Below are 24,988 nucleotides of genomic sequence, written 5' to 3'. Positions count from 1 at the left end.
TCTCATGAAAAAATACAACGTACTCTTCTTGTGCACCCACAACTCCGCCCGTTCAGTGCTTGGTGAGGCGCTAGCCTCCACCCATCCGAGTGGTCTATTCATAGGTTACTCGGCAGGGTCAACCCCCGGCACCCAAGTTAATCCCTTTGCCAAGGAGTTGGCCTTAGAGATGGGCTATGACGAGTCCAAATTACGCAGTAAGAGCTGGGATGAGTTTGGTTTACCCAATGCGCCCAAGATGGATTTCATTATTACGGTCTGCGATAACGCCGCCGGCGAGGTGTGCCCCGTCTGGCCAGGTAACCCTGCCACCGCACACTGGGGATTTCCGGATCCATCGCAAGTCACTGGAACGGATGTAGAGAAGCGTCTTGCATTTATTGAGGTGATGAACGGTCTCAAAAAACGTGTTGATTTATTAGCCAGCATGCCGCTCGAGAAACTCGACTCGATGGCTCTGAAAGAAATCCACTCCAAAGCCTCATGAGGTCCTACGCGGCCGAGTTCTTCGGCACCGCATTACTGCTCGCAATTGTGGCGGGTAGCGGCATCATGGGCGAGACCCTCTCCAATGGCAATGCAGCTGTGGCTTTGCTCGGTAATAGCATTGCAACCGGAGCAGGGCTTTATGTCTTAATCGTCCTCTTGGGTCCCATCTCCGGTGCGCATTTCAATCCGGCAGTAAGCCTGATGTTTTGGAAGCTCGGGCATCTCAATCTCAACAGGCTACTTGCCTATTGGGCATGTCAGTTCAGTGGTGCGATTGCCGGAATTTGGGTAACGCATCTGATGTTTGGTCTAGCGATCTTGCAAGAGTCAACAAAAGTGCGAACGGGTATTGGTATTTGGGCTAGTGAGTTGATCTCAACACTCGTGCTTCTCTCGGTGATTCGGATTGGGGATCAAGCGGCAAAGGACAAGGTGCCAATGTTAGTGGCCCTCACAGTCACCGCGGGTTACTGGTTTACCTCATCCACCTTCTTTGCCAATCCCGCGGTCGCTGTGGCCAGAAGTCTGACCAATACCTTCGTGGGTATTGCGCCTGCCGATGTATTGGGCTTTGTTAGCGCTGAATTGATTGCTGCCCTCGTGATGGTGATGCTGTTTTGTAAAGCAAGTAAGACGATTTATCAACGATAGGGCGTAATCTTATCGGCGTTCAGGACATACGCACTGTTGCCAATCTCGGAGTAGGTGCGACCCTCGCTGAGGATACCTTCGACCCAAATGGCATCCATGGTGCGCACCTTTGAACCTTTGGGAGGCTTGACCAAAATAATTTGATTGGCTGGCGGTGGTGGCGAATGAATACAGGCGCCAAAGTAGGGAACTAATAAAAATTCACTGCTTTGCATCCGCTCGGCATCAAGTGGCACCACATATCCAGGAATGCGAATCGCTTTGCCAATATAAACTTTGGACGATGGTGCAGTATCCCAAGCCTTCTTTAATCGAGCATAGGCCTCATCGGCCTTGGGATCGCCATCCATTAAGCTGCCGTAGCGGCGCATGCGGGTGACCTCCAAGATCATTTTCTTGCGCCAGCCCTCAGGCATCAGATCATCCCACTCGATCTCTTTATAGGTCGTAGCCTCACTGCGAAGTGGATGCACCCCTAGCATTAGGCCCAGTAAGCTGACACTCGATAAGCGTAAAAAGGGTCGTCTCATGTGGATGGGGGATTTAACTCTTCGTTGAGTGCCATTCTATAGGCTTTAATAGCGGGAATGCAGGCGCAGAGTAACACTACAATCACGAGGGCTAAAAGCGAAAGCAAATCATGGGTGGCGGGAAGCCCGATGCTGGTGACCACACCCCAAGAGGTGCGGAAGTAATCGGCTGATAAGAGAATGGAAACCTGAAGTATTAGCCAACCTAGTGCAATACCAATCAAGCTAATCAACAGAGCCTCAAACAGCACGAGACGCAAGAGTTGATAGGGCTTGGCCCCAATCGCCCGAAAGATCGCTAACTCACGACGCCGGTTCTCGAGTGAGACCAATAGGGTGGCCGTGATTCCTAAGATGGTGGTGATCAACACCCCTAAAGAAATAATCAATAGCGCGTTCTCAGCCACCTCCATGGTGGACCACAAATCATCTAAGGCAACTCCGGGCATCACACCCATAAGCCCCGCATTGGGTAGGGCATCAATCTGACGCCGCACTGAGAACACGCTGCCCCGATCCTTGAGCCCGACATAGAACGCGCTCACCTGAGAATCCGGATTGAGCTTGGCAAACTGGATGCCACCTTCTTCAATGTCATGGAGCGCATCAAAGGCATTGGTGGAAATGAACACCGCGTTATCGATTGGCGTGCCATTGGGCTTTAGGATGCCCACAATCCGAAAGGGCGAGTTACTGTGATCTTGCTTCGGACCAGTACCCGATCCATGGGTAATGGCAATTTGTCCACCCAGTTTCAGTTGGGTGTTCTTAGCCACGTTAGAACCCAGTACGACCTCAAAGAGTGTGGGATCGGTCAGCGCCTTACCTTCGGATAATTCTAGGTGGCGACCTTGTGCCTTAATCCGAGTAAAGAACTCAACGCTCGTTCCTACGACTGGATAGCCCCGAAAGCTATCGCCTAATTGCACGGGTACTACCCAGGCCACAGGCTTAATGGCCATGAGGGATTTTTCATAGGAGGCGGCAATGGTGTTGGTCGCTCGACCAATATGAAAGACACTATACAAAATGAGCTCGGTGGGACTTCCCTTGGCGCCTACTACTAAATCGACACCACTGATGGCATTCGAGAAACTGGTCTTGGTGTCATCCCGGATCTTAAAGACCCCAAGCAAGATCGCTACTGAGATAGCGGTCGATAGCACCATAATCAATAAGCCGCCTTTGCGCGCCAGCGCGCTCAAGAGTGCGATACGCAACCAAACCATTAGACGGCTACCTTCTGCGCAAAGGTGATGCGCTCATCAAATTGCTCACTCAGGCGCTCATCGTGACTGACCATTACTAATGCAGTGCGTTGCTCATGTGCAAGACTCAGAAACAGATCCATCAGTTGGGTCTGATTCTGCCAATCCAAGGCTGAGGTGGGTTCATCCGCAATCACAATCGATGGACGACCAATAAAGGCACGTGCCGCCGCAACGCGTTGCTGTTGACCAATCGAGAGCCGATGCGCTGCTTGTGAGAGAAGTGCGGGTGCCAGGCCTAAGCGTTGCAATAAATGCGTGAGCGCCAAATCCAGGGAGCCAAACTCCGCAATCGCCGCCTGACGACGCTTGGGATAAAGATGCGTTGGTAGCAAAATATTGTCGGCAACACTTAAGTAGGGGATTAAATTAAATTGCTGAAAGATAAAACCCATTTCTTCGCCACGTAAGCGATCAATCGCACCCCGACGTAAATCCTGTAAACGTTCACCATGGATCCAAATCTCCCCACGCTTGGGCGGCATCACCCCGGCGAGCAGATTTAATAAAGTACTTTTGCCACACCCCGATGGTCCTGAGATAAAGAGACTCTTCCCAGGGGCAACCGAGAACGATAGGTTGCTAAAGAGTGGGGCTTGCCCGGGCCAAGCAAACTCCAGATGCTTAACCTCAATTGCGAGGGAGTGACGTGCGCTACTCACTTAAAAGCGAACGGTATTGGAATCGCGTTTGGCGGTCACTGATTTTTGACCCCAAGGACCAACCGACTCCACCCGAATCTTTTTGAGACGCTTGTATTCTGAGAAGAGGCCAATACTAAGTTGCTTGAGTGAGGCAAGCTTGGCACAGTTCAGATCAAACTGATAGTCCAGATCGGCATGCTTACCGGCTTGATCGCGTACGATGGTGCTGCTAATTAATTTTGGGGAACACTCTGCATCTTTATTTGCTTCAAAGAATGCACCAGGGTTCTGCAATTTCTGATTCATGGTGTTGATGGCATTGGTCTCCGCTTCTGTCTTGGGCACACGCTCAAAACCGACTAGAGCTTCTAACGGTACCTTGAGTTTGCCAACCACTTGATTGGCATCCACGCTGATTTCTAAGCGGCCCTTGCCATGCTCATGGGCATGGCCATGCTTGGGTTGGGCAAGTGAGTGCGTTGACACTAGGATCAAGAAACTGAGGGGTAGGTAGCGAAGCGTCATGGTGAGCTATCCAAAATGCACACAGTTGTATAGATATTTACCCACTATGGTACCCAGAAAATAATGCGAATTAGTAAATGACCTATAAAATCAGTGGATTATTACGAATCACTTGGAAGTACTATGAATCGATCCACCCGCAGAGCCCATTTCCTCCTTGCAATGCTTTGTCCATTGCTTCTTATCGCATGCCAATCGACTGGCAAAGATGGCAAGCCATTGACCCCAGCCGAGATTACGCAAAAGCGCGAAGCAACCATCAAAATGGCAGAAAACGGCCTTAATCTTTTGTTAAAGCAAGATCCTAAGGTGCGTAAAGATATTGAGAGTGCGGCAGGCTATGCCGTATTTAATACCACCAATGTGAACGTCATCTTGGTGGTGGTGGCTCGTGGCGAGGGGATTTTGTTCGATAAGCGTTACAAAGACCAACCCGTATTCATGCGTGATATGAAGACCGGTGAGGGTCTGGGTGCTGGATACCAAGAGCAATACCAAATCATTATTTTTAAGAACCAGGACGCGATTGACCAATTTATTCTGACCACCGTTGATGGTCAGCAGTTAGGTCTTGATGTCGAGGCAAACTTCTCGGCTGGCTCTAGCAGTACGATCCGCTCGTTTAATCCGAATGTGACCTTCTATACCGTAGGGATCTCGGGCTACGACATACAAGCCAATTATGGTGGCGCCCTATATATGGTCGATCAACAGCTCAACACCCCAGCTGTTCTTAAGGCCATTCAGGAAAGACGTCAAAAGAAGTAATTCATCTTTCTATGGTGAGCACCTCAGCATCACTTGAGTTCGATACCATTATTGTGGGGGCTGGTAGTGCTGGTTGCCTCTTGGCAAACCGTCTCTCCGCCGACCCAAACCATCGAGTCTTATTACTCGAAGCCGGAGGAGAAGACGATTGGTTTTGGATCAAAATCCCCGTCGGCTACCTCTACACGATTGCCAATCCCAGAACCGACTGGTGCTTTAAAACCGAGTCCGATCCTGGCCTCAATCAGCGCTCGATTCATTATGCGAGAGGGCGCGTGATTGGTGGATCCTCATCGATTAACGCCATGATCTATATGCGTGGCCAGGCGACTGACTATGCTCGCTGGGCGGAGTTAACCGGCGATTCCAGATGGGCTTGGGACCAAACCCTAGAAACCTACAAATCGCTAGAAAACTATTTTGGGGGTGCCAATACGTGGCATGGGGATCAAGGGGAGATGCGAGTCGAGCAGCCTCGGGTGAAATGGGAGATCTTAGATGCTTGGCGCAAAGCTGCACAGGAGCAGGGCATTCCCTCGATCGAGGAGTTCAATCGGGGTGATAACGAAGGATGTGCGTATTTTCAGATGACCCAAAAGAAGGGAGTGCGTTGGTCGATGGCCGATGCGTATCTCCATCCAATTCGTCATCAAAAGAACCTGACAATCCTCACTAAAGCCCAGGTCCTAAAACTCAATCTAATACCGACGCAACCCCAAACCCAAAATAATCCGCAGCAACAGAAGAATGCCTGGTATGGCGCAGCCTGGGAGGTCACTAGCTTGGATCTAATCCATGCCGGATCACGCATCACTGCGCATGCAAAAGACCAAGTTATTTTGGCAGCTGGTTCCATTGGATCCCCCCAACTATTGCAAGTCTCCGGAATTGGTGCGTACCATCACCTCAAATCCATCGGGGTCAAAACGAAGGTAGACCTTCTGGGCGTAGGTGAGAACTTGCAAGACCATTTACAGATCCGCACTGTGTATCAGGTTGAAAACTGCAAGACCGTCAATACACTCTATAAAAACTGGTTCACCCGAATGGGAATGGGCTTTGAGTATCTCATCAAACGTACTGGACCACTGACGATGCCACCATCGACCTTGGGTGCTTTTACCAAAAGTGATCCATCGCAGCCCACAGCAAATATTGAATGGCATGTACAGCCACTCTCCTTGCCTAAATTTGGGGAACCGCTACATCCCTTTAATGCGATTACACCCAGTGTATGCAATTTGCGACCCAGTTCACGTGGCTGGGTGAGGGCACAATCAGCCGATACCCAGATGCATCCACAAATCCAGTGCAATTATTTATCGACTCCAGACGATCTGAAGGTGGCAGTCGATAGCCTCCGAATCACTCGCCAAATTATGGGCAGCGATGCTCTAAAGCCCTACGCCCCCAAAGAGGTATTACCTGGTACTCAATTACAAAGCGAGCAAGACCTTGAGCACGCGGCACGTGATTTAGGAACCACGATCTTTCATCCAGTGAGTACCTGCGCCATGGGGAAGGTTGACGCTCAAGGTCAAACGAATAATCCAAATACTGTGTTGGACTCCGAGTGTCGGGTAAGGGGTGTGGCACGCTTACGAGTCATCGATGCCTCAGCGATGCCTTGTATTACCTCCGGCAACACCAATGCACCAGTCATGCTCATCGCAGAAACAATTGCCAGGCAAATCCTAGCGCAGCGCTAGGTGAGGGCCCATAAATTATTAATATGATCTACGACCGACTGTGAAGACAATCATCCACACCCTTTTTTGCCTATTACTAGGTATCGGCAGCTCCGCCCTGGTGGCGCAGCCCTTGCCAAAGGATTGCCCACTCACAGCAAAAACACAAGCAGTTGAGGGTGGCACGATTCATTATCTGCAAGGAGGCGCTGGGGAGACCGTGTTGCTACTTCACGGACTCTTTGCACAAAAGGAGCAGTGGATAGAAGTGGGATGCCTTCTAACAAAGCAGGGACTCATGGTAATTGCACCAGATCTGCCTGGCTATGGAGCAAGTCGACCCTTTCCTCAATCGGCCTATCAGCTTGAGCGTCAAGTTGAGCTACTACAAAGACTCATGCAGTCGCTTCAGATAAATCGTTTTCATATTGGCGGAAGTTCGATGGGTGGGGCCATTGCTGCGCTCTATACAAAGCATAATCCCAATCAAGTGATGACATTAGCCTTCATTGGAGCCCCCTTAGGGATTGAGTCATGGAGCCCACAGATTGAAGGTGCCTTAAAGAAGGGCATCAATCCTTTTATACCGCAAACCAGCAAAGAGTTTGATTTGGAGATGCGACTGTTATTTGCCAAGCCACCGCAGATTGATCCCGCAATCAAGCAGTCATTGATCCAATCGTACGTAGTAGATCGAGCGCATTATCAACGGGTATGGTCGATTGTGGATCAATACACTCGGGTTCTGGAGCCAATGCGCTTTAGCCATCCCATATTCGCAGTGTGGGGCCAGCACGATGGCGTATTCTTGGTTAAAGGTGCCACTGCCTTACAGGAAAGAATGGTGAAGGGAAAGGTTCGGATTGATCCAAACTCTGCCCATTTATTGATGCTCGAGGATCCGCAGGGCCTTGGCCAGCAATACGGACTATTTATCAAGCAATCAAAGAATCTGGCCATCCAATAAAATCCAGTACGCTGATTTTTTAAACATGACTCAATAGAAAAAGAGATTTTGCTTTTGCCACGCATACTACTCATTTGGATTGGGATGATTCTTGCGTATCAGGGTGTTGCACTAGCCCAAGCCCAAACTCAAACTCCAACCAGCACCATGAGCCATGCCGCTAAATCGGGGCAGCAGATGCAAAATCCGCTGTATCCAAAAATGAGTGTGCAGGTCACATATAACGCCAATCAACAACTCGGCGCGAACAGTAACATTAAACAAGATGAGTATATGGTGGCCCCAGTGATTCCACTTCAGCTTGGATCGAATATCCATTTGATTCTGAACCCGATGCTTACCTATAACCACAATATCAGTGGCCAACAGGTGACCAATCAACAGCAACCGATTCAATTTCCAAGCTACTTTACATTTATGTTTGATCGAAAATGGTTTGCAGGAATCGGCCCCTATATCCAGACCCCAGCCAGTGATCCGAATAGTGGTACTCGACAAACGGGTGTTGGCGTATCGGCTGGGGCCTTATATGCGCCAGACAATTGGACTATTGGTTGGACGATGTTTAATTCCTGGGGAATTGGCAATGACCTGTCAGGTGGCACAGCCAATATTTTGAATGTGCAACCAACACTGTCCTATACCAGCGATCATGCGTGGACTTATAACCTATCGAGTCAAATGAACTTTAATTACACCGCGCGTAATGCTACTAATCAGCTCACCTTGAGTGGCGGCAAAACGGTCAAATTACTGGACTATCACGTCTCATTTCAGTTGGGACCCACCTATATGGTGAGCACAACACCTACCAGCGCCAAAGGCTTTGGAGCTTATCTTGGGGTCAGTATTAAATCAGCCCAATAAGGTCAAGTATGATGAAGCCTCTAAATGAAAGGCTCTTGAGATGACCCGTTTTTTGTTAACGATCTTAGCTACCTTAATCCTAACTAATATTGCCCAGGCACAACCATGCAAGGCATTGGTTATCACGGGTCATCCAGCATATCCGCCAGTTGCTTGGGCAGCCGACGGAAAACTGCAAGGGTCGTCGGTTACTTTAGTCAGCAATATTGCCAAAGGTCTTGGGGTTGAGAAAGTTACCTCGATGGATTTTGGTTCATGGGAGAAGGCGCAACAAGCCATACGTGATGGTCGCGCAGACATCATCTTTGGCATCTATAAAAATCCGGCCCGAGCTGAGTATATGCATTACATAGAGCCTCCTTATATGCTCGATCCAGTATCGATCGTGATTCGTAAGGGTGACAACTTTAAGTTCACTCAATGGTCAGATCTAAAAGGGCATCGTGGCGTGACTAATCAGGGAGAGAGTTATGGCAGTCAATTTGATGCCTATATCAAATCCGATTTGAACGTTGCGCACTCTAATGGCGTTGATCAGGCATTTACTCAGTTACTCAATAAACAGGCTGACTACTTGATTATTGGAACCTACCCAGGCAAATTAGAAGCTAAGAAGTTAAATTTGGACTCCAAGCTCGTGTTCTTGCCCAAGAGCGTTTTAACAGCAGATATGTATATTGCGTTCTCTAAAAAATCTAAGTGTTATGCGCAATTGGGGAAGGGCTTCTCTGAGGGAATCAAGAAAGCAGTTACCAGTGGTGAGGTCAATCAACTCATTGAGAGTGCCAATCAGCAGTTTTATAAATAGTCAAAACAAAGAAAAAGGCTTACAAGCTAACTAACCTGTAAGCCTTGCTGAATTTGGCTCCCCGACCTGGACTCGAACCAGGGACCTGCGGATTAACAGAGCCTTTTTGAAAAAACTAAGTATTAATCGAGCTGAAATCATTTTAAATTGTTTAGAAGAGTTTGAAAACAATTTGAATAGTTTTAGTACGATTTTTACTGGGCAGGCCAATTAAGCCTGGTACTTACTAGACCTGTGGTTTACACACCATGCTGAGTGCAGGGTTTCCAATCTTTTAATAAAAGGGCATTACTTAAAACAAAAAGACTAGATAGTGCCATTGCACTTCCAGCGATCATTGGCGATAAGTATCCAGTCGCTGCTAGTGGAATGCCTGCCGTATTGAACACAAAAGCCCAAAATAAGTTTTGCTGAATCTTTTTCCAGGTTTTTCTAGAAATGTCTAAAGCTTGGGGAATTAATGCTAGATCACCTCGCATTAGAGTGATACCTGCCGATTGAATTGCTACATCAGTGCCTGTGGCCATGGCTATTCCAACATCAGCACTTGCTAAGGCTGGCGCATCGTTGACACCGTCACCAACCATCGCAACCCAACGTCGATTTTTACTGGCTGATATTTCTTTTAGATTCTGAACAATTTGAGCTTTATTCTCTGGCATTACAGAAGCATATATTTCATCAATACCAATCTGCTTCGCAACTGCTGATGCTGCCTCAGCCCGGTCACCAGAGATCATCGCTGTTTGAATTCCATCCGAATGTAATGAATGAATCACAGCCTTTGCATTAGGCTTAATTTCATCTCCAAACAGGAAAACGGCAATGTACTCATTACGGCCCTTCACGCGAAGGACTGAACTGGTTTGACCATTATTTAGAATTGAGTGAAATTTAGCGGCAACTGCTTGAAAATCTGCCTCCTGGCTTATTGATTCCAGGCTTTGTAAGACAAGTACAGCGTCCTTCCAAGGACCTTGATTTAGTTTGCCCTCAATTCCGAGGCCTGCAATGATGGTGCTATCGGAGACCGATAGCGGAAGAGTTCCTGAGGCACGCGCCTCGTTAATCACTGCTTTGGCAAGCGGGTGTTCGCTACCCAGTTGCAATCCAGCTGCGCTCGCTAAAATTTCAGGTATTGGAGTTTGATTACCCAGCGGAACAATTTCCAAAAGTCGAGGCTCACCTATTGTTAAAGTCCCGGTTTTATCAAATGCAACAATATTGATTCGATGGGCAAGCTCTAAGACTTGGGAATCTTTAATGAGGATTCCATGGCGAGCTGCGACACCTGTACCAGCCATGATGGCTGCCGGTGTGGCCAATCCGAGAGCACAGGGGCAAGCAATCACAAGGACTGAAACAGCTCGCAAGATGGCAGTACTACCCGATTCTAGGACCAGCCAATTAATAAGACCTGTTAGAAGGGCAATGAGTAAGACAGCCGGAACAAAGTAGGCGCTAATCTGATCAACTAGCTTTTGAATCGGTGCTTTTTGGGTTTGCGCCTCCTCCACCAAGAAAATGATTTTGGATAAAACACTTTCGGTACCAATAGCCTGCGCTTCAACGATCAAAGCGCCATCTCCATTCATTGATCCTCCAATCACCTGCTTGGATACTTCCTTTTTAACGGGGTTACTTTCTCCGGTAAGTAACGATTCATCCACATGACTGGTGCCGTGAAGTACGATACCATCAACGGGAATTCGCTCGCCTGGTAACACGATGACTTGGTCACCTGGGAGCAATTCCTCAATGGGCAAAATCCGATAGTTTGCATTCCCTAATGATTGGATATTCTGATCAGCATGTAAAACCTTTGCGTGCTTAGGCCATAGTTTTTGCAAAGCCCGAATCGCTTCACCTGTTTGTTTCTTAGCCCGTGCCTCTAGCCATTTACCAAGTAAGACCATGCTAATGATGACGGCTGAACCTTCAAAGTAATACTCATGGGTATGTTCTGAATGCGATAGTAATAAGAAAAGGCTTAGTCCATATGCAGCGCTTGTTCCAATGGAAATCAGCAGATCCATATTCCCGGAACCAGCTTTTAAAGCATGAAACCCCGCACGATAAAAGCGCCATCCCAAAACAAATTGCACGGGTGTTGCCAAGGCCAGTTGCCACCAGCCATTTAAGGACCAATGAACCCCAATAAGCATGAGGAGCATCGGGGCAATTAGGGGTGCGCTGAGTAAAAAACTGATGATCACTGATGCTCGGCCATCAGCATTCCACACCATCTCATGGGCATCAACGGATTGTGTTGGTTGATGGACGTGCGCTTCGTAGCCAGCTTTCTGAATTGTCTGAATCAGGTCATCAACCGAGAGTGCTGAGTTTGGAATTAATCGAATACGGGCCTGCTCGGTCGCTAAATTGACTGTAACCTTATCAATATCCGGGACTTTTTGTAGGGCACGCTCAATCCGTCCAACACAGGAGGCACAGGTCATCCCTTGAATATCGAGGGTATAAAAAGCTGATTCAGTTAGTGGCTTGGCCATAAAGAATACTGTACAGTATTAATAAATGAGTACGTAGATCAAGGGATGGTGTTTATGAGATTTACAGTTTCTGGGATGACTTGCGGGGGCTGCATTAGGGCGGTAACTAGAGCGATTCAATCGGCCGATCCGAATGCACAAGTTAAGGTGGATTTACCTACTCAATCCATTGAATTACAAACTGTACTTAGCACCTCCGAGGCTCAAAATCTCATTGAGGATGCTGGTTTTCCGATTGCAAAAATTCAATAGGCTTTTTTAATAATCGTGCTTCACAACAGCTCGACCCCGAAATTTTTCATAATTAGTACAAAAATCCCGAAGCATACGAAGGTCAGTAAAACGCAAGAACCCATCGTGAGCCAAAAGCCTAGTTTAGGCAGTAGGTAAGGAAATACCAAAAACATGGGCAGCGTCGGAATCACATACCAAAAGGTATAGTAGGCGTGGTTGCTTATTTTTTCTTCACTTTGGTTTTCAATAAATAACCAAGTGAGGGTTAACAAAGTCATCAGCGGTAGGGCGGCAATAAAGCCACCTAACTTATCACTGCGTTTGGCAACTTCGCTAATGAATACCACCATTGCCGCTGTTAAAAGGTATTTAGTAACTATCCAAGTCATTGTTTTGATTCCTAAAGGTAACGACATTAAAGCAATTCTATGGAAAAAGTGCTAGGATTTATCCATGCTGAGAAAATTTCTCATATGCCTCCTGGTTGTTTTTGTCCCGGTTCAGTCGTGGGCGGTAATTGATATGGGCATCCAGCACCAGCAAAAAACACTGCAAATGCCCCAGATGATCGAAGCAAATATTGCGCACGCATGTCATCAAAATAGCGCATCGGCAACAGAGAGCTCCCATGCTTCACATCAAGCATCGGATAGTTCGGGTTGTAACTCTTGTACTCTATGTATGGCAATTGGGTTTTTGCAGGCTCCCCAAGCGCTTGACCTATCTGATTCTTTTAGCCAATCATTTCATTCAATCAATCAACCCTTAATTGGGGTTGATATTTCTGACCTAACAAAACCACCTATTCGTTAACTCCCTAGGATAAGTCCGCCCAAAATTTGGGCATGATTTTAATTGGAGAGTGATATGAAACGAATACTTTTTGGTTTACTTTTAAGTACTGCACTGCAAGCGCACGGCTATTCTGTTTGGATTGAGCAAAATAATCTGGTTGGTGAAATTGGGGGTTGGCGTACTTACGCCAAAGAAAAGGCCCCAGAGCAAGCCTTGCCCCAAGGGGCCACTTATTCACTAAGTCAGGCGATCGAGCGATCCCTTAGTCAGCAGTTGGATTGGACCAATTATTTACCCGGCTCAGAATCGATCCAAAATTTCTATTTACTAACCCCAGCACAACGCTCAGCACTTCAACAACGCTACACCATCATTTATGAAACCACTAAATCTTATTACGAGCTAGTCGCTCTTAAGGAGAAATCAAGATACATGGCAGATGTTGTGGACGCTGTTCAAGCAGCCTCAGAACTCACCAATCGGATGCAAAAGGTTGGCAATATCAATCAACTGGGACAGCTTAAACAGCAAAAAGAACTGTTAAAGACTCAGCTAGAAATGCAATCACTGCAAACGAAAACCAAAGAAGCAACCGAGCGTTTTATTCAGCGGATGAACTTTGATCAGCGCAATCTTAAATTAGACGTGGAAAATCGCCTGCCAACTCCCCCAAAAGATGTGAGGAAATTAACAGATAAAGAGAGGCGGGCTATTGACTTGGGTGACATCAACAGTCCAGCTACCGTTCAAGTTCGTTCTAACGCACGCATTGCCTATGAAAACTACCGAGAGCGATTTCAAAAGGTAAGGACTTATCAAATAGAAGTTTTGCCGAACCAAAAGAAAATTTCTGAGGAAAAATTACTCCGCTATAACGCGATGCTGATTGATGTATTTCATTTGCTTGAAGATGCTGAGGATCAGCGTAAGACAGTGATGCAGTACATCGATGCAAATGCAGCCTTTTTAATCCAATCGGTACGCCTAGAAAAGGCGCTAATTGATGCCCAGATGGATTTTTCTAACATTAATGCGAGGTAAGTCATGAATTCACGTAGAGCATTTCTAAGTGGTGCGGCAGTGACTATGGCAGCCGCTGGAGTTAGTCGTCACGCCTTGGCGGGCTTACCCGAGCCTGTTATTCAAACCAGCCCTAATACACAAAATCCACTGTTTCCCAAAACCGGTCGTGAGTACAACCCAGTTGTTACTCTCAATGGTTGGACTTTGCCATGGCGAATGAATCAAGGGGTAAAAGAGTTCCATTTAGTGGCAGAACCTGTGGTACGGGAAATGGCGCCTGGCTTTAAAGCCCACTTATGGGGGTATAACGGCCAATCCCCTGGGCCAACAATTGAGGTTGTTGAAGGCGATAAAGTACGCATTTTTGTAACCAATAAGCTACCAGAGCACACCTCAATTCATTGGCATGGTCAACGCTTGCCAAATGGTATGGATGGGGTGGCTGGCTTAAATCAGCCTGCAATCCCATCGGGCAAAACATTTGTTTATGAATTTACTGCTCGTCGTCCTGGAACATTTATGTACCATCCACATGCTGATGAAATGACTCAAATGGCGATGGGCATGATGGGCTTTTGGGTAACTCACCCCAAAGGCAAAAATCCGGACATTGATGAAGTCAATCGTGATTTTTGTTTTTTACTGAGCTCCTACGATATTGATCCGGGTAGTTTTACGCCTAACCCAATGACGATGCTCGACTTTAATATTTGGTCTTGGAATAGCCGGGTATTTCCTGGTATCGATACTCTGAATGTTCGCTTAAACGATAGGGTACGAATTCGGGTTGGAAATCTAACCATGACGAATCATCCCATTCATTTGCATGGCCATGAGTTCCAAATTACCGGGACCGATGGTGGGCCGACCCCAAAGGCTAATCGCTGGTATGAAGTAACTGCTGATGTTGCAGTGGGTCAAATGCGACAGCTTGAATTCTTGGCTGACGAGGAGGGCGATTGGGCGTTTCATTGCCATAAAAGCCATCACACCATGAATGCGATGGGCCATGATATGGCTAATCTAATTGGAGTTGATCATCGTGGCGTTGCTGGAAAGATAAAAAAACTTATTCCAGACTACATGGTGATGGGTGAGCGTGGCATGGCCGATATGACCGAAATGGAAATGCCATTACCTGAAAATACGATTCCAATGATGACTGGCGATGGCCCATATGGCTCGGTTGAAATGGGTGGCATGTTTAGTATCCTGAAGGTTCGTAAAAATCAACCGCACAATGACTACAAAAATACTGGTTGGTACAAACAGCCTCCCGGAACCCAGGCTTATGAATGGAAGGGGCAGCTGCCTACGATCAAGCGAAGTCAATCAGCCGGCTCCTCAGCCATGAATCGGGTTCATAACCAACCAGAGGTTGAGGTCAATATCGTTAAACCATCCGGACATTTCAAACATAATCACTAGGAGCATGACATCATGATTAGAAAATTCTTCTTAGTACTCGCTATCGTTTCATTACCTCAGTTAGGACTGGCACATGGCGATCAACATAAAAAATCTGCTCAGCCTGCCAATTTTATTCAGGAAGATTGGGGGATTGGGGCTAATAAGAGCGAAGTAAATCGAACGGTCTTAATTACTATGACCGATAAGATGCGTTTTCATCCCGATCGGATTGAAGTGAGGCTGGGCGAAACCATTCGCTTTCAAGTGAAGAACGATGGCAAATTAATGCATGAAATGGTCATTGGTACTAAGCCCGTTCTGGATAAGCATGCCGAATTGATGCTGAAAAATCCCAATATGGAGCATGATGAAGCCTATATGGCACATGTAGCGCCTGGTAAGACTGGTGAAATTATTTGGAAGTTCAATCGCAAGGGCAGCTTTGACTTTGCATGCTTGATGGCTGGACATTATCAAGCTGGCATGATTGGAAAAATTGAGGTGAAAGAATGAAAAAGCTCCTTTTACCAATCCTTCTATTACTTAGTTTTTCAGCTCACTCGGTAGAGTGGACCAAGGGTGAAATTCGACGAATTGATATAGACAATAAAAAAATTACCATTCGGCATCAGGAAATCAAAAGCCTGGATATGCCCGAAATGTCGATGGTTTTTCAAGTTGAAAATGCCACTCTTTTACAAGGCTATAGCGTCAATGAGCGCATCGAATTTGTCGCTGAAATGAAAGATAAGAAGTACTTTGTCAAAGAAATTCGGAAAAGTAACTAAAGGCTATCAATTGCTAATCGAAAACATAATACAAACATCTAAAGTTCAAATGAACGCTTATCGTCGATCTTTACTTTTAGGAGTCCTTCTATTCCCTGCATATGGCTTTGCCGCACCTGAGAAATTAGAGATCACTATGTGGCGTGGCCCAAAATGCAAATGTTGCAAGGACTGGGCAACCTATTTAGAAAAAAATGGTTTTATTGTAAAAGTCAATAATGATGGCAATACCGAGATTCGGCAAAAGCTTGGTATGCCAGTTCAGTTCGGATCATGTCATACAGCCTTGATTAATGGCTATGTGATTGAAGGTCATGTACCTGCTGAAGAAATTAGGCGTTTGCTCGCTGAAAAGCCTAAGGTATTAGGCCTAACGGTTCCGGCGATGCCATTGGGATCGCCTGGCATGGATGGTCCTGAATATAAGGGAAAAAAAGATCCTTATGATGTTTTGATTATTGACACCAAGGGCAAGCCAAGTATCTATCAGTCCTATAGAAATCTACACTGAAAATTGTTAAAAGCTGTCGAGGCATTTATGGACATTTAATTTGAACTCCTGTTAACAACCTTAACTATATAGTGAAAATATTCCAAAGAATTCAGAGTTGGGCAAAGGAGCTCAAGCGCGATGTCTTAGTTTTATGGTTTGCTCTTAAAAATCCTGAAATACCATTTATAGCGAGGGCGGTAGCATTCATTACAGTCGCTTATGCCCTAAGTCCGATCGATTTAATTCCAGACTTTGTTCCAATACTTGGTTATCTTGATGACCTTATTCTGATCCCAATATTTATTTGGATCACAATTAAATTAGTACCCGATGATGTGATGGCTCAATCACGAAAACAAGCTCAAGAGTTGTTGGAATCAAAGCAACTTAGGCCAAAAAGCTATTTAGGACTATTCATAATTTTGTTAATTTGGCTTTTAATTACAGCTATTTTCATTAACTATTTGTTTTAAGATGTCAATTCTTTATTACATATTTCTTGTAATTGATTAATTGTTAATTCATAAGTACGGTTAAATTATGAAAATTACCCTCAAGCCCGGCATTCGATACACCCATACCTTTACAGTTCCCAAATCCAAAACCGTTCCAGCCCTTTATCCAGAGTCCGAAGAGTTTCTCATCATGCCGGAGGTATTTGCCACAGGTTATCTGGTTGGGTTTTTAGAGTGGGCTTGCATTAGAGCAATTAATCCTCATTTGGACTGGCCAGAAGAGCAAACCGTAGGTACTCATATTGATGTGAGTCACGAGGCCGCAACACCACCAGGCCTAACGGTCACAGCCAAGGTAGAACTGATTGCAGTCGAGGGTAAAAAACTTACGTTTTCAGTAGAGGCCCATGATGGGGTCGATCTAATTTCCAAAGGGCGCCATGAGCGCTTTGTCATTAATAGGAAAAAGTTTGATGAGCGGGTGATTTCGAAGGGGCCCTAAATTGTTCAAAGACTTCTAAAGAGAGTCTTATTAGGGCACTTCCTTTACGTATTGAGTTTCAAAGCCCATTTTATTTGGTAACTAGATGTTGGAACATATTCACTGAAATTTTTAGGATATTGCAAATAGTCAATATATGTACTAATATAGTACATATATGAACAATATATCCGTCATCAAAGAACTAGTTCGAGCTTACCAAGGCTTTGAAACATACTCATCTGCCCATATTCGGCAATTGGGCCTCACCCCGGTTCAGTTTGATGTGATTGCCACCTTAGGTAACCAGCCCCCGATGTCCTATAAGCAGCTGGGGAAGAGGACCCTGATTTCCAAGAGCTCTTTGACCGGCGTGGTGGAGCGCATGATCACTAAGGGGTTCATCGTGACCCTAGAAAATCCAGAGGATGCGCGTAGTTTGTTATTGAAACTAACGGCCAAAGGCCAAAGGGTCTTTGAGAAAGTTTTCCCTGAGCACTTGGCGTATTTAGAGCGGGCATTTAAGAAGCTACCCGTCAAGCGCCTAAAGGAAATTACCGAGTCTTTAATTGAACTCAAATCTATTTTTAATGAACCAAGGAGCTAATATGAAGCCAACCATTGCCCAACTATCTCCCTTTGCCGTCGAAGTCACTGCCGGAAAGACTTATTACTGGTGCTCGTGTGGCCTGAGTAAAAATCAACCGTTTTGTGATGGTAGCCACAAAACAACTTCGTTCACGCCCATCGCATTTACGCCCGAGAAGACCGAGACCGTTTACCTCTGTGGTTGTAAACACAGTGCCAAAGGGGCATTTTGCGACGGTAGTCATAACAAACTCTAATTAAAGCGCTGCAAATGTCCATCACAGTGCGAATGCCTACTTGGTTTATTCCCCATGGAGCAGGCCCATGCTTTTTTATGGAATGGAGTCCAACTCATGCATGGGATCGAACCGCAGATTTTCTTAAGGGTTTAGCGAAGACTTTGCCTGCAGCGCCTAAAGCGATTGTGATGGTGTCCGCCCATTGGTTGGAATCCAACGTGAGTGTGACCGGTAGCCCAAATCCAGAGCTCATTTATGACTACTATGGCTTTCCAGAACACACCTATGCGCTTCAATACCCTGCAAAGGGTGAGCCATTATTGGCTAAGGCCATCGTGCAACGCCTAAATGATGCCGGTGTGCCAGCATCCATTCATCCAAGTCGAGGGTTTGATCATGGCATGTTTATCCCCATGCTACTCATGTTTCCAAATGCTGACATCCCAGTCGTGCAGCTGTCACTCAATAGTAACCTAGATGCACAAACCCATCTCGAGATAGGTCAGGCTCTGGCTTCCCTGCGCGATGAAGGGATCTTGATAATTGGAAGCGGTATGAGCTTTCACAATATGCGGGGCTATGGTAAACCCCAGTTTGGCCCAATTTCAGATGCCTTTGATGACTGGTTAACCCAAACCGTCGAATCAGATCCTATTATTCGAAATGAACGGCTGGCCAATTGGGCGAGCGCTCCCTCGGCAAGGCCATCCCATCCCTTGGGGGAAGAGGAGCATTTATTGCCACTTATGGTTGTAGCAGGCGCGGCATCCAACGGCATGGGTAAACAAGTTTTCACAGACCGTGTCCTGGAAACCACCATATCTGCTTTTGCTTTTAACTAACCAACTTTAACTTTTACAAAGGAACTGAAATGAATGCATTTGAAAATGGTGTGAACCTATTAGGACGTATCGCGATTGCGGCCTTATTTTTGCCGGCTGGACTCAATAAACTGGCAGCGTTTGAAGGAACCAGTGGTTACTTTAGTTCGTTAGGCTTACCCATGGTGGCCGTTTTGGTTTGGCTTGTAATCGCGATTGAGGTACTTGGCGGGATTGCCATCCTGATCGGGTATCAAACGCGTCTAGTAGCCATTTGCTTGGCAATTTTTACGCTTTTAGCTAGTATCGCAGGTCATGCGTATTGGGCGGTTCCTGCCGATGCGGTCTTTATCCAACAGCTCTTGTTTTTTAAGAACATTGCAGTGGTGGGCGGTCTCTTAGTATTGGCTTCAGCCGGCGCTGGCTCATTGAGCATCGACGGACGAGTTCGGAAAGATCGTTCATCAGGCAGACCCGCAGTACAGGCCTAAGAACATAGTGATTTTGGTCCATGTTCCCAGCAGCATGGACCAAACCACTTTAAAGTGTTAGCAAATCAACTACGTTTTTATCTGAGGCGATTAGTTGAGTGGTCGCTGTGACTTAGTTGTCTTGAAATATCCCATTTACGTAAGGGGGCGACCTTAAACATATTTTTGATTTCTCGAATATTCCAACTATCTAATATATCCAGATTCATATATATAAATCCCTTTATATTATTTTGAGAAATGTATTTAATTCGTCACAATCCTCAGGATGTACCGATATGACGAAATCGACCAATCCCTAGTTCAAGAACGCAGCGCTCAATTTGCGGAACAGGTCGTACGTCGCTTAAAGCACCAGATTTCCGAAGATGAGTTCAAGCCATTGCGACTTCAAAATGGCTTATATCTACAGCGTCACGCCTATATGCTGCGAGTGGCGATTCCCTATGGCATGTTGAGCTCTGCGCAACTGCGAACCCTAGCCAAGATTGCCAAGTATTACGACCGCGGATATGGCCATTTCACAACCCGCCAGAACATTCAATTCAATTGGATTGATTTAGAAGAGGCGCCACTTATCCTTGAAGAGTTGGCTGCAGTGCAAATGCACGCAATCCAAACCTCCGGTAATTGTATTCGTAATATCACGAGCGATCCATTTGCGGGTGTAGCAGCTGATGAATATATTGATCCAAGACCGATTTGCGAGCTCTTGCGCCAATGGTCGACGCTACACCCAGAGTTTGCCTTCTTGCCTCGCAAGTTCAAGATTGCGGTCAATAGCGCCGCAGAAGATCGCACGGTTTTGTTATGCCATGACGTGGGAATTGAGCTCAAACGAGGTGATCAGGATGTATTGCTAGCCAATATCTACGCGGGTGGAGGAATGGGTCGCACCCCTATGTTAGCTGAACTGATTAAAACAGATATGCCATGGCAAGACCTGCCCGCTTATCTCACAGCACTCTTGCGGGTTTACAACCGCCACGGTCGGCGGGATAACATTTACAAAGCCCGTATCAAGATCTTGGTTAAAGCTCTTGGAGTCGATGATTTTGCTAAGCAAGTGGAGGAGGAGTGGACGCATACGAAAATCACTTATGCACCATGGACTGATGTCGATTGGCAGCGGGTAGCGCAGCACTTTACCAAGCCGCCTTATAAAAAACTACCAGCCCTATTCCAAGAACAATTCATTCAAGCACTTCAACCGAATGAGCGTGTTGGCTTTATGCGCTGGTTCGAGCGCAATGTACGTGAGCATCAGGTAGCTGGGTACAGCAGCGTAGTGCTCTCCTTAAAACCCCATCGAACCCAGGCCCCGGGCGATGCTACGGCTGAGCAGATGAATGCCATTGCCGAGCTAGCCGATCGGTATAGCTTTGGCGAACTGCGGGTAACCCATGAGCAAAATTTGGTATTGGCCGATGTGGAATCGACTCAATTAGTTGCCTTGTGGCAAGAGGCTAAACGACTGGGACTGGCGCTGAGCAACATTGGTTTACTCACTGACATCATTGCATGCCCGGGCGGCGACTTTTGCTCGCTCGCCAATGCAAAATCCATCCCGATTGCTAAAGCGATTCAAGAGCGTTTTGATCATCTCGATTACTTGCACGACGTGGGCGATGTTTCTATCAACATCTCAGGGTGCATTAACTCCTGTGGGCATCATCATGTGGGCAATATCGGCATCTTAGGGGTTGATAAGGATGGCGAGGAGTGGTTTCAGGTTACCTTGGGTGGCGCGCAAGGTCATGAGGCAGCGATTGGTAAGGTCATCGGTCGCGCTTTCTTAGCAGATGAGATCCCTGCGGTGATTGACCGACTCATCAAGACCTATGTCAACGAGCGTTACGATGGCGAGCGCTTTATCCAAACCGTATGGCGCTTGGGTCTTGAGCCATTTAAGCAGGCAGCCTACGCCGATGATGCCAAAGAGAAAGAGGGCGTCGTATGAGTGGATTAATTCGTTTTCTACGCACGCAGAACCCAACCCTCACTCAAACGGATTGGCAGATTTGGTATCCAAAAGCGGATGATGATCATGTTCCAGTGGGTAAGTACATCATCCCGTTTCAGTACTGGCTTACGCATCGAGACAATCACCTATTACTCGAGCGAGCGCTAGCGGGTGAGATTGGTGTGTGGTTTGCAGCGACTGATGATGTCATCGATCACAAGCAATTAATCCATGCAGGGCAAAAACTTTGGCCCATGGTGGCGGTGCATTTCCCGATCTTTAGAGATGGGCGAGGGTATAGCACCGCTGCGCTCCTGCGTGAGCGATTGGCATGGACTGGTCCCGTATGGGCAATTGGCGATGTGTTGATCGATCAGCTGGATCAATTAGCACGCGTAGGCTTTGATCACTTTGTGTTGCGAGCCGATCAAGATCACGAACTTGGACTGTGCAAATTTGAGCAATTTAGTGTGCGGATGCAAGACAGCTGGCGTTATCCCCGTACCCTAAACCCAATTCATCAAGCCGAGGTGCTTACAGCATGAGTTTGATCATGAATCCGAGCATGAGACCGATGGGTAAAGTGTATCTAATTGGAGCGGGACCGGGTGCTGCAGATCTAATTACGATTCGGGGTGCAAAGCTATTAGCTCAAGCTGATGTGGTGTTGCACGACGCGCTGGTTGAACCCGAACTGCTAGCGTTTTGCCCTCAGGCTAAGCGCATTGCGGTTGGCAAGCGCTGTGGCAAATTATCAACCTCCCAGCGTTTTATTAATAAGCGCTTGGTTGATGCTGCCCATCAACATACTACGGTGGTTCGTCTCAAGGGTGGCGATCCCATGTTATTTGGTCGAGCCGATGAGGAGTTGGCTGCACTGGAAGACGCAGGGATTGCCTATGAAATTGTTCCTGGCATCACCGCCGCTCAAGCAGGGGCTGCAAGGCTTGGTCATTCGCTGACTTTGCGAGGCGTCGCTCGCAGCATTGCCTTTGTCACGCATGCTAAGGCTAAGGATGATGAGGCTCAGGAAGCGCCATTGGCTCAACCAAGCGCCGACACCTTGGTGTATTACATGGCAAGAGCCCATGCGGTAGAAATTGCACAAAATCTGATTAATTCGGGTCGCAAGGGATCAACCCCAGTTCATTTATTGGAATCGATCAGTACATCAAGGGAGCGCACCTGGTCGATGACCTTGAACGAGTTAGCCAATCAAACTAATTTCACTGAGAGCAATCGCAATGATTGGCAGACAAGTGATCAGCCCTTGCTGGTATTAATTGGGGATGCGCTAGCGAAGCGTGCGGGCCGTGAAATCAATAATGGCGCGCAAGACCGACTCATCCTCACCGACCGCAGACGCAGCGCGTAACTGAATATGCGGAAACCGTTCTTGCGCCTCGCTCAGCAATTTCGGAAAGTCTTCACGCAAGTGACCGCCTTGCCCGAAAAAGACTGGGATGATCTCAATCTCTTTGGCCCCTTGGCGTCCTAAGGAGAGAATGGCCGTGGATAAATTGGGTTGCATCATCTCTAAAAAAGCCAGCTCCACCATTACCTCAGGGTATTGGCTTTGCCACATACTGACTAACCGATCAAATGGTTCACGCCAGCGCACATCGCGCGCCCCATGGCCAAAGAAGATAACTGCTTTCATAAATTCCATTGTATAGAAGGAGAAGATTATGAGTTTTTATCCAGAAACGCTCTATATCGACTATCCACAAGAAAAAGTAGATGGCAAACTCTATGAGTACCGTTGCCAGTATTGCAAACGACTCACGACGGACATTAATGGCAAGGTTAGTAACCACGATGCCAATTGCCAATACCGTAAAGAACATACTTATTTTGAGTTAGAGGATTAATCGTGCCAAAGTCAGCAGTTCTTGAAGTTGAAAATACCATCACCGATGAGTTGGTGGAAGAGATCGCGGCAGTGCTTAAGGCATTGTCAACACCACTGCGTCTAAGAATGGTTTGTGAGCTGTGCACACAGCCACGTACTGTAAGTGAATTAATTCAGATCGTGGGCGTTCGCCAAACCTTAGTATCCCAGCAATTGGCGACGTTACGAGAACTCGGAATAATTGATAAACGTCGCGATGGTACCAAGATGATCTACCGGATCGCAGACGAAAACGCCATCAAGATCGTGAGTAGCCTATGCGAGATCTATAAAAATTAATTAAATTAAAGTCCAGAAATCTATGCCTTTAAGCCTTGCCCTTTAGGTCCCTGTATAAATCTCTGAAATTGCGGCGAGGGACTTGGTTTCATTGGAAATCTGCCTTTGGGCGTTAATCCCAATTCGTTCATTAGTAATACTGCTCTAGATATTGTCTTATCCCTAATTTCAACGTGATGATTTTTACCAGTCACGCCATTATGGTGCGTTACAACCAAACCATTCTTTCCAATATCTTTGCAGCACATTACAAATGTTTCTAGAACTTCGGCAAGCATTGCCAGGGCATGTTGATCTTGTTCTGTTGTATTTTCATATGCCTCCCACATGAATTCAGAAACTTCGTTGATAAAAGTATATTTATCCCATGTGTTTGGATCGGCAATCCAATTAGCTAACGGTATAGGCCTCACAATTTTTGGTTTATTTGATAAGTTTAAATTCATTGAATACCCCTGTTTTCAAAATGTTGTGTGTGGAAAATTTGCTTTGGAACCTGCTTTATATCAACCATCGAATTTTTAAGTTTTATTTCAATTTCATCGTGTTGTATTTATATAAAGGTTTGTTGCATGGGGAGTGGCATTATATTCATCAATCCATGGATCTGATAATTGATTAGTAACACCTTCATTTAAAGGCTTAATATCGTTTAATTTTTTTTCATCTTTATTTATTTCGTCTCTACTCACAGGCTTAAGCGAGGCTTCAGGGCAGGCTTGATTTGCCTTTATTTTTTGTGTTTTCTTTCCACCTGCAGATCCTGCTTCAGCAAGCTTTTTAGTTCTTTCCATTAATTTAGCCCGATAGGAATCTAATTCAGGACATACTAAAAATTCATTTTCTGCTTTAAAAAACGTTAAGACCTTAGCAGTAAGGTGCGTGGAAATTTTCTCTGAATCAACTCCCAGGTATAGACCAAGGTCACTATATTGAGCTGGAACACGATCGTTTACCCAGCATTCATATCTGAGAATTGTTAGTAACCCCTTTTCTTCTAGGGTCATCATCCGGAACTGAGCATTGGCAAGCATGTCGGCAGCGTATTCCTGGAATGCAGGTGCTCGTCTTCTTTGATATTCACTCATTCGCGGCCCCTGTTAAAAATAATGGCTTTATCGCATCTTGGGTAAATTTGTCCGGATAAATAAAATATCCTCTGCTTGGAATGACCTCAATTAATTTAAGCTCTAAAAGGACGCTCTTTTTCTTGCGTAATAGGTACGCAAGGGATGAAATTGTTGGAAGGAGCCATTTTAAATCTGCACTCAAATGCGATTGATACCATTGGCGGAACGGGA

At 46.3% G+C, this 24,988-nt stretch carries 33 protein-coding genes; 24 read left to right on the top strand and 9 right to left on the bottom strand.

Going from position 1 to position 24,988, the window contains the following annotated elements:
- Positions 1-4 precede the first annotated feature (4 nt).
- Positions 5-487 carry an arsenate reductase ArsC gene (locus AOC32_RS05865; protein WP_108508577.1) on the top strand — a complete coding sequence of 161 codons (483 nt, stop codon included), beginning with the start codon at positions 5-7 and terminating at the stop codon, positions 485-487.
- Positions 484-1,140, top strand: coding sequence for an aquaporin (locus AOC32_RS05860; RefSeq protein WP_108508576.1), 657 nt, complete (start codon positions 484-486; stop codon positions 1,138-1,140). Before AOC32_RS05865 ends, AOC32_RS05860 begins: the two co-directional genes overlap by 4 nt.
- Here the strand turns inward: AOC32_RS05860 and AOC32_RS05855 are convergent.
- Genes AOC32_RS05855 through AOC32_RS05840 form a run of 4 tightly spaced genes read right to left on the bottom strand, consistent with a single transcriptional unit; the run spans position 1,131 to position 4,107 of the window.
- Complete coding sequence (locus AOC32_RS05855) at positions 1,131-1,670, bottom strand: DUF3299 domain-containing protein (protein WP_108508575.1); 540 nt, start codon at positions 1,668-1,670, stop codon at positions 1,131-1,133. The genes AOC32_RS05860 and AOC32_RS05855 overlap by 10 nt on opposite strands.
- Positions 1,667-2,899, bottom strand: a complete 1,233-nt coding sequence (locus tag AOC32_RS05850; RefSeq protein WP_108508574.1) for an ABC transporter permease — start codon at positions 2,897-2,899, stop codon at positions 1,667-1,669. Before AOC32_RS05850 ends, AOC32_RS05855 begins: the two co-directional genes overlap by 4 nt.
- The gene (locus tag AOC32_RS05845) at positions 2,899-3,600 is read right to left on the bottom strand and encodes an ABC transporter ATP-binding protein (RefSeq protein ID WP_108508573.1); all 702 of its coding nucleotides are present in this window, start codon (positions 3,598-3,600) and stop codon (positions 2,899-2,901) included. The genes AOC32_RS05850 and AOC32_RS05845 overlap by 1 nt, the downstream gene beginning before the upstream one ends.
- The gene (locus AOC32_RS05840; RefSeq protein WP_108508572.1) at positions 3,601-4,107 is read right to left on the bottom strand and encodes a ZrgA family zinc uptake protein; all 507 of its coding nucleotides are present in this window, start codon (positions 4,105-4,107) and stop codon (positions 3,601-3,603) included.
- Between the two features lie 123 nt (positions 4,108-4,230).
- Between AOC32_RS05840 and AOC32_RS05835 the strand changes: the two genes are divergently transcribed.
- Genes AOC32_RS05835 through AOC32_RS05815 form a run of 5 tightly spaced genes read left to right on the top strand, consistent with a single transcriptional unit; the run spans position 4,231 to position 9,205 of the window.
- Positions 4,231-4,875, top strand: coding sequence for a lipid-binding SYLF domain-containing protein (locus AOC32_RS05835; protein WP_108508571.1), 645 nt, complete (start codon positions 4,231-4,233; stop codon positions 4,873-4,875).
- Positions 4,876-4,886: 11 nt separating this feature from the next.
- A complete protein-coding gene (locus AOC32_RS05830; RefSeq protein WP_108508570.1) occupies positions 4,887-6,584 on the top strand; it encodes a GMC family oxidoreductase in 1,698 nt (565 codons plus the stop codon).
- 40 nt (positions 6,585-6,624) lie between these two features.
- Entirely contained in the window at positions 6,625-7,530 is a 906-nt protein-coding gene (locus tag AOC32_RS05825; protein ID WP_108508569.1) for an alpha/beta fold hydrolase, read from the top strand.
- A gap of 54 nt (positions 7,531-7,584) precedes the next feature.
- Positions 7,585-8,397, top strand: coding sequence for a hypothetical protein (locus AOC32_RS05820; RefSeq protein WP_159074906.1), 813 nt, complete (start codon positions 7,585-7,587; stop codon positions 8,395-8,397).
- A 40-nt stretch (positions 8,398-8,437) separates the two neighbouring features.
- Positions 8,438-9,205, top strand: coding sequence for a substrate-binding periplasmic protein (locus AOC32_RS05815; RefSeq protein ID WP_108508567.1), 768 nt, complete (start codon positions 8,438-8,440; stop codon positions 9,203-9,205).
- Between the two features lie 239 nt (positions 9,206-9,444).
- Here AOC32_RS05815 and AOC32_RS05810 read toward each other — a convergent pair whose 3' ends face one another.
- Positions 9,445-11,715, bottom strand: coding sequence for a heavy metal translocating P-type ATPase (locus AOC32_RS05810; protein ID WP_108508566.1), 2,271 nt, complete (start codon positions 11,713-11,715; stop codon positions 9,445-9,447).
- Between the two features lie 54 nt (positions 11,716-11,769).
- Between AOC32_RS05810 and AOC32_RS05805 the strand changes: the two genes are divergently transcribed.
- Positions 11,770-11,967, top strand: a complete 198-nt coding sequence (locus AOC32_RS05805; protein WP_108509363.1) for a heavy-metal-associated domain-containing protein — start codon at positions 11,770-11,772, stop codon at positions 11,965-11,967.
- A gap of 20 nt (positions 11,968-11,987) precedes the next feature.
- On the opposite strand, the gene AOC32_RS05800 is transcribed toward AOC32_RS05805, so the two are convergent.
- Entirely contained in the window at positions 11,988-12,338 is a 351-nt protein-coding gene (locus AOC32_RS05800; protein ID WP_108509362.1) for a DUF3147 family protein, read from the bottom strand.
- 478 nt (positions 12,339-12,816) lie between these two features.
- Between AOC32_RS05800 and AOC32_RS05790 the strand changes: the two genes are divergently transcribed.
- The 14 genes from AOC32_RS05790 (at position 12,817) to cobA (ending at position 22,871) form a co-directional block, all read left to right on the top strand.
- Positions 12,817-13,785, top strand: a complete 969-nt coding sequence (locus tag AOC32_RS05790) for a TolC family protein (protein WP_108508564.1) — start codon at positions 12,817-12,819, stop codon at positions 13,783-13,785.
- 3 nt (positions 13,786-13,788) lie between these two features.
- A complete protein-coding gene (locus tag AOC32_RS05785) occupies positions 13,789-15,195 on the top strand; it encodes a multicopper oxidase family protein (protein WP_108508563.1) in 1,407 nt (468 codons plus the stop codon).
- 12 nt (positions 15,196-15,207) lie between these two features.
- A complete protein-coding gene (locus AOC32_RS05780) occupies positions 15,208-15,690 on the top strand; it encodes a cupredoxin domain-containing protein (protein ID WP_108508562.1) in 483 nt (160 codons plus the stop codon).
- Entirely contained in the window at positions 15,687-15,965 is a 279-nt protein-coding gene (locus tag AOC32_RS05775; protein ID WP_108508561.1) for a copper-binding protein, read from the top strand. The genes AOC32_RS05780 and AOC32_RS05775 overlap by 4 nt, the downstream gene beginning before the upstream one ends.
- A gap of 49 nt (positions 15,966-16,014) precedes the next feature.
- Positions 16,015-16,476: a DUF411 domain-containing protein gene (locus AOC32_RS05770; RefSeq protein ID WP_108508560.1), complete on the top strand. Its 462-nt coding sequence runs from the start codon at positions 16,015-16,017 to the stop codon at positions 16,474-16,476.
- Between the two features lie 71 nt (positions 16,477-16,547).
- On the top strand, positions 16,548-16,931 hold the full coding sequence (locus AOC32_RS05765; protein WP_199908485.1) for a YkvA family protein: 384 nt from the start codon (positions 16,548-16,550) through the stop codon (positions 16,929-16,931).
- A gap of 67 nt (positions 16,932-16,998) precedes the next feature.
- A complete protein-coding gene (locus AOC32_RS05760) occupies positions 16,999-17,415 on the top strand; it encodes a thioesterase family protein (RefSeq protein WP_108508558.1) in 417 nt (138 codons plus the stop codon).
- Positions 17,416-17,572: 157 nt separating this feature from the next.
- A complete protein-coding gene (locus tag AOC32_RS05755; RefSeq protein ID WP_108508557.1) occupies positions 17,573-18,001 on the top strand; it encodes a MarR family winged helix-turn-helix transcriptional regulator in 429 nt (142 codons plus the stop codon).
- 1 nt (position 18,002) lies between these two features.
- The gene (locus tag AOC32_RS05750; protein ID WP_108508556.1) at positions 18,003-18,239 is read left to right on the top strand and encodes a CDGSH iron-sulfur domain-containing protein; all 237 of its coding nucleotides are present in this window, start codon (positions 18,003-18,005) and stop codon (positions 18,237-18,239) included.
- 14 nt (positions 18,240-18,253) lie between these two features.
- Positions 18,254-19,063: a DODA-type extradiol aromatic ring-opening family dioxygenase gene (locus AOC32_RS05745; protein WP_234409707.1), complete on the top strand. Its 810-nt coding sequence runs from the start codon at positions 18,254-18,256 to the stop codon at positions 19,061-19,063.
- 29 nt (positions 19,064-19,092) lie between these two features.
- On the top strand, positions 19,093-19,533 hold the full coding sequence (locus AOC32_RS05740; protein WP_108508555.1) for a DoxX family protein: 441 nt from the start codon (positions 19,093-19,095) through the stop codon (positions 19,531-19,533).
- Positions 19,534-19,801: 268 nt separating this feature from the next.
- A complete protein-coding gene (locus tag AOC32_RS05735) occupies positions 19,802-21,493 on the top strand; it encodes a nitrite/sulfite reductase (protein WP_108508554.1) in 1,692 nt (563 codons plus the stop codon).
- The gene (locus AOC32_RS05730) at positions 21,490-22,041 is read left to right on the top strand and encodes a DUF934 domain-containing protein (protein ID WP_108508553.1); all 552 of its coding nucleotides are present in this window, start codon (positions 21,490-21,492) and stop codon (positions 22,039-22,041) included. The genes AOC32_RS05735 and AOC32_RS05730 overlap by 4 nt, the downstream gene beginning before the upstream one ends.
- A gap of 29 nt (positions 22,042-22,070) precedes the next feature.
- Positions 22,071-22,871, top strand: a complete 801-nt coding sequence (gene cobA / locus AOC32_RS05725; protein ID WP_108508552.1) for a uroporphyrinogen-III C-methyltransferase — start codon at positions 22,071-22,073, stop codon at positions 22,869-22,871.
- Here the strand turns inward: cobA and AOC32_RS05720 are convergent.
- Complete coding sequence (locus tag AOC32_RS05720; protein WP_108508551.1) at positions 22,791-23,156, bottom strand: sirohydrochlorin chelatase; 366 nt, start codon at positions 23,154-23,156, stop codon at positions 22,791-22,793. The genes cobA and AOC32_RS05720 overlap by 81 nt on opposite strands.
- 28 nt (positions 23,157-23,184) lie before the next feature.
- Here AOC32_RS05720 and AOC32_RS05715 point away from each other — a divergent pair, with 28 nt between their 5' ends.
- Together AOC32_RS05715 and AOC32_RS05710 are read left to right on the top strand one after the other, a co-directional pair.
- Positions 23,185-23,367, top strand: coding sequence for a hypothetical protein (locus AOC32_RS05715; RefSeq protein WP_108508550.1), 183 nt, complete (start codon positions 23,185-23,187; stop codon positions 23,365-23,367).
- Positions 23,368-23,369: 2 nt separating this feature from the next.
- Positions 23,370-23,687: an ArsR/SmtB family transcription factor gene (locus AOC32_RS05710; RefSeq protein WP_108508549.1), complete on the top strand. Its 318-nt coding sequence runs from the start codon at positions 23,370-23,372 to the stop codon at positions 23,685-23,687.
- 20 nt (positions 23,688-23,707) lie between these two features.
- Here the strand turns inward: AOC32_RS05710 and AOC32_RS05705 are convergent, their stop codons facing one another.
- Positions 23,708-24,133 (bottom strand): P27 family phage terminase small subunit, encoded by a 426-nt coding sequence (locus AOC32_RS05705; RefSeq protein WP_108508548.1) that lies wholly within the window; start codon positions 24,131-24,133, stop codon positions 23,708-23,710.
- A gap of 93 nt (positions 24,134-24,226) precedes the next feature.
- The gene (locus tag AOC32_RS05700) at positions 24,227-24,775 is read right to left on the bottom strand and encodes a hypothetical protein (protein ID WP_108508547.1); all 549 of its coding nucleotides are present in this window, start codon (positions 24,773-24,775) and stop codon (positions 24,227-24,229) included.
- Positions 24,776-24,988: the final 213 nt, after the last annotated feature.

It is taken from the genome of Polynucleobacter acidiphobus (assembly GCF_003065385.1).
Taxonomy (GTDB): Bacteria; Pseudomonadota; Gammaproteobacteria; order Burkholderiales; family Burkholderiaceae; genus Polynucleobacter; species Polynucleobacter acidiphobus.
This window is presented reverse-complemented; position numbering and strand designations above follow the sequence as displayed.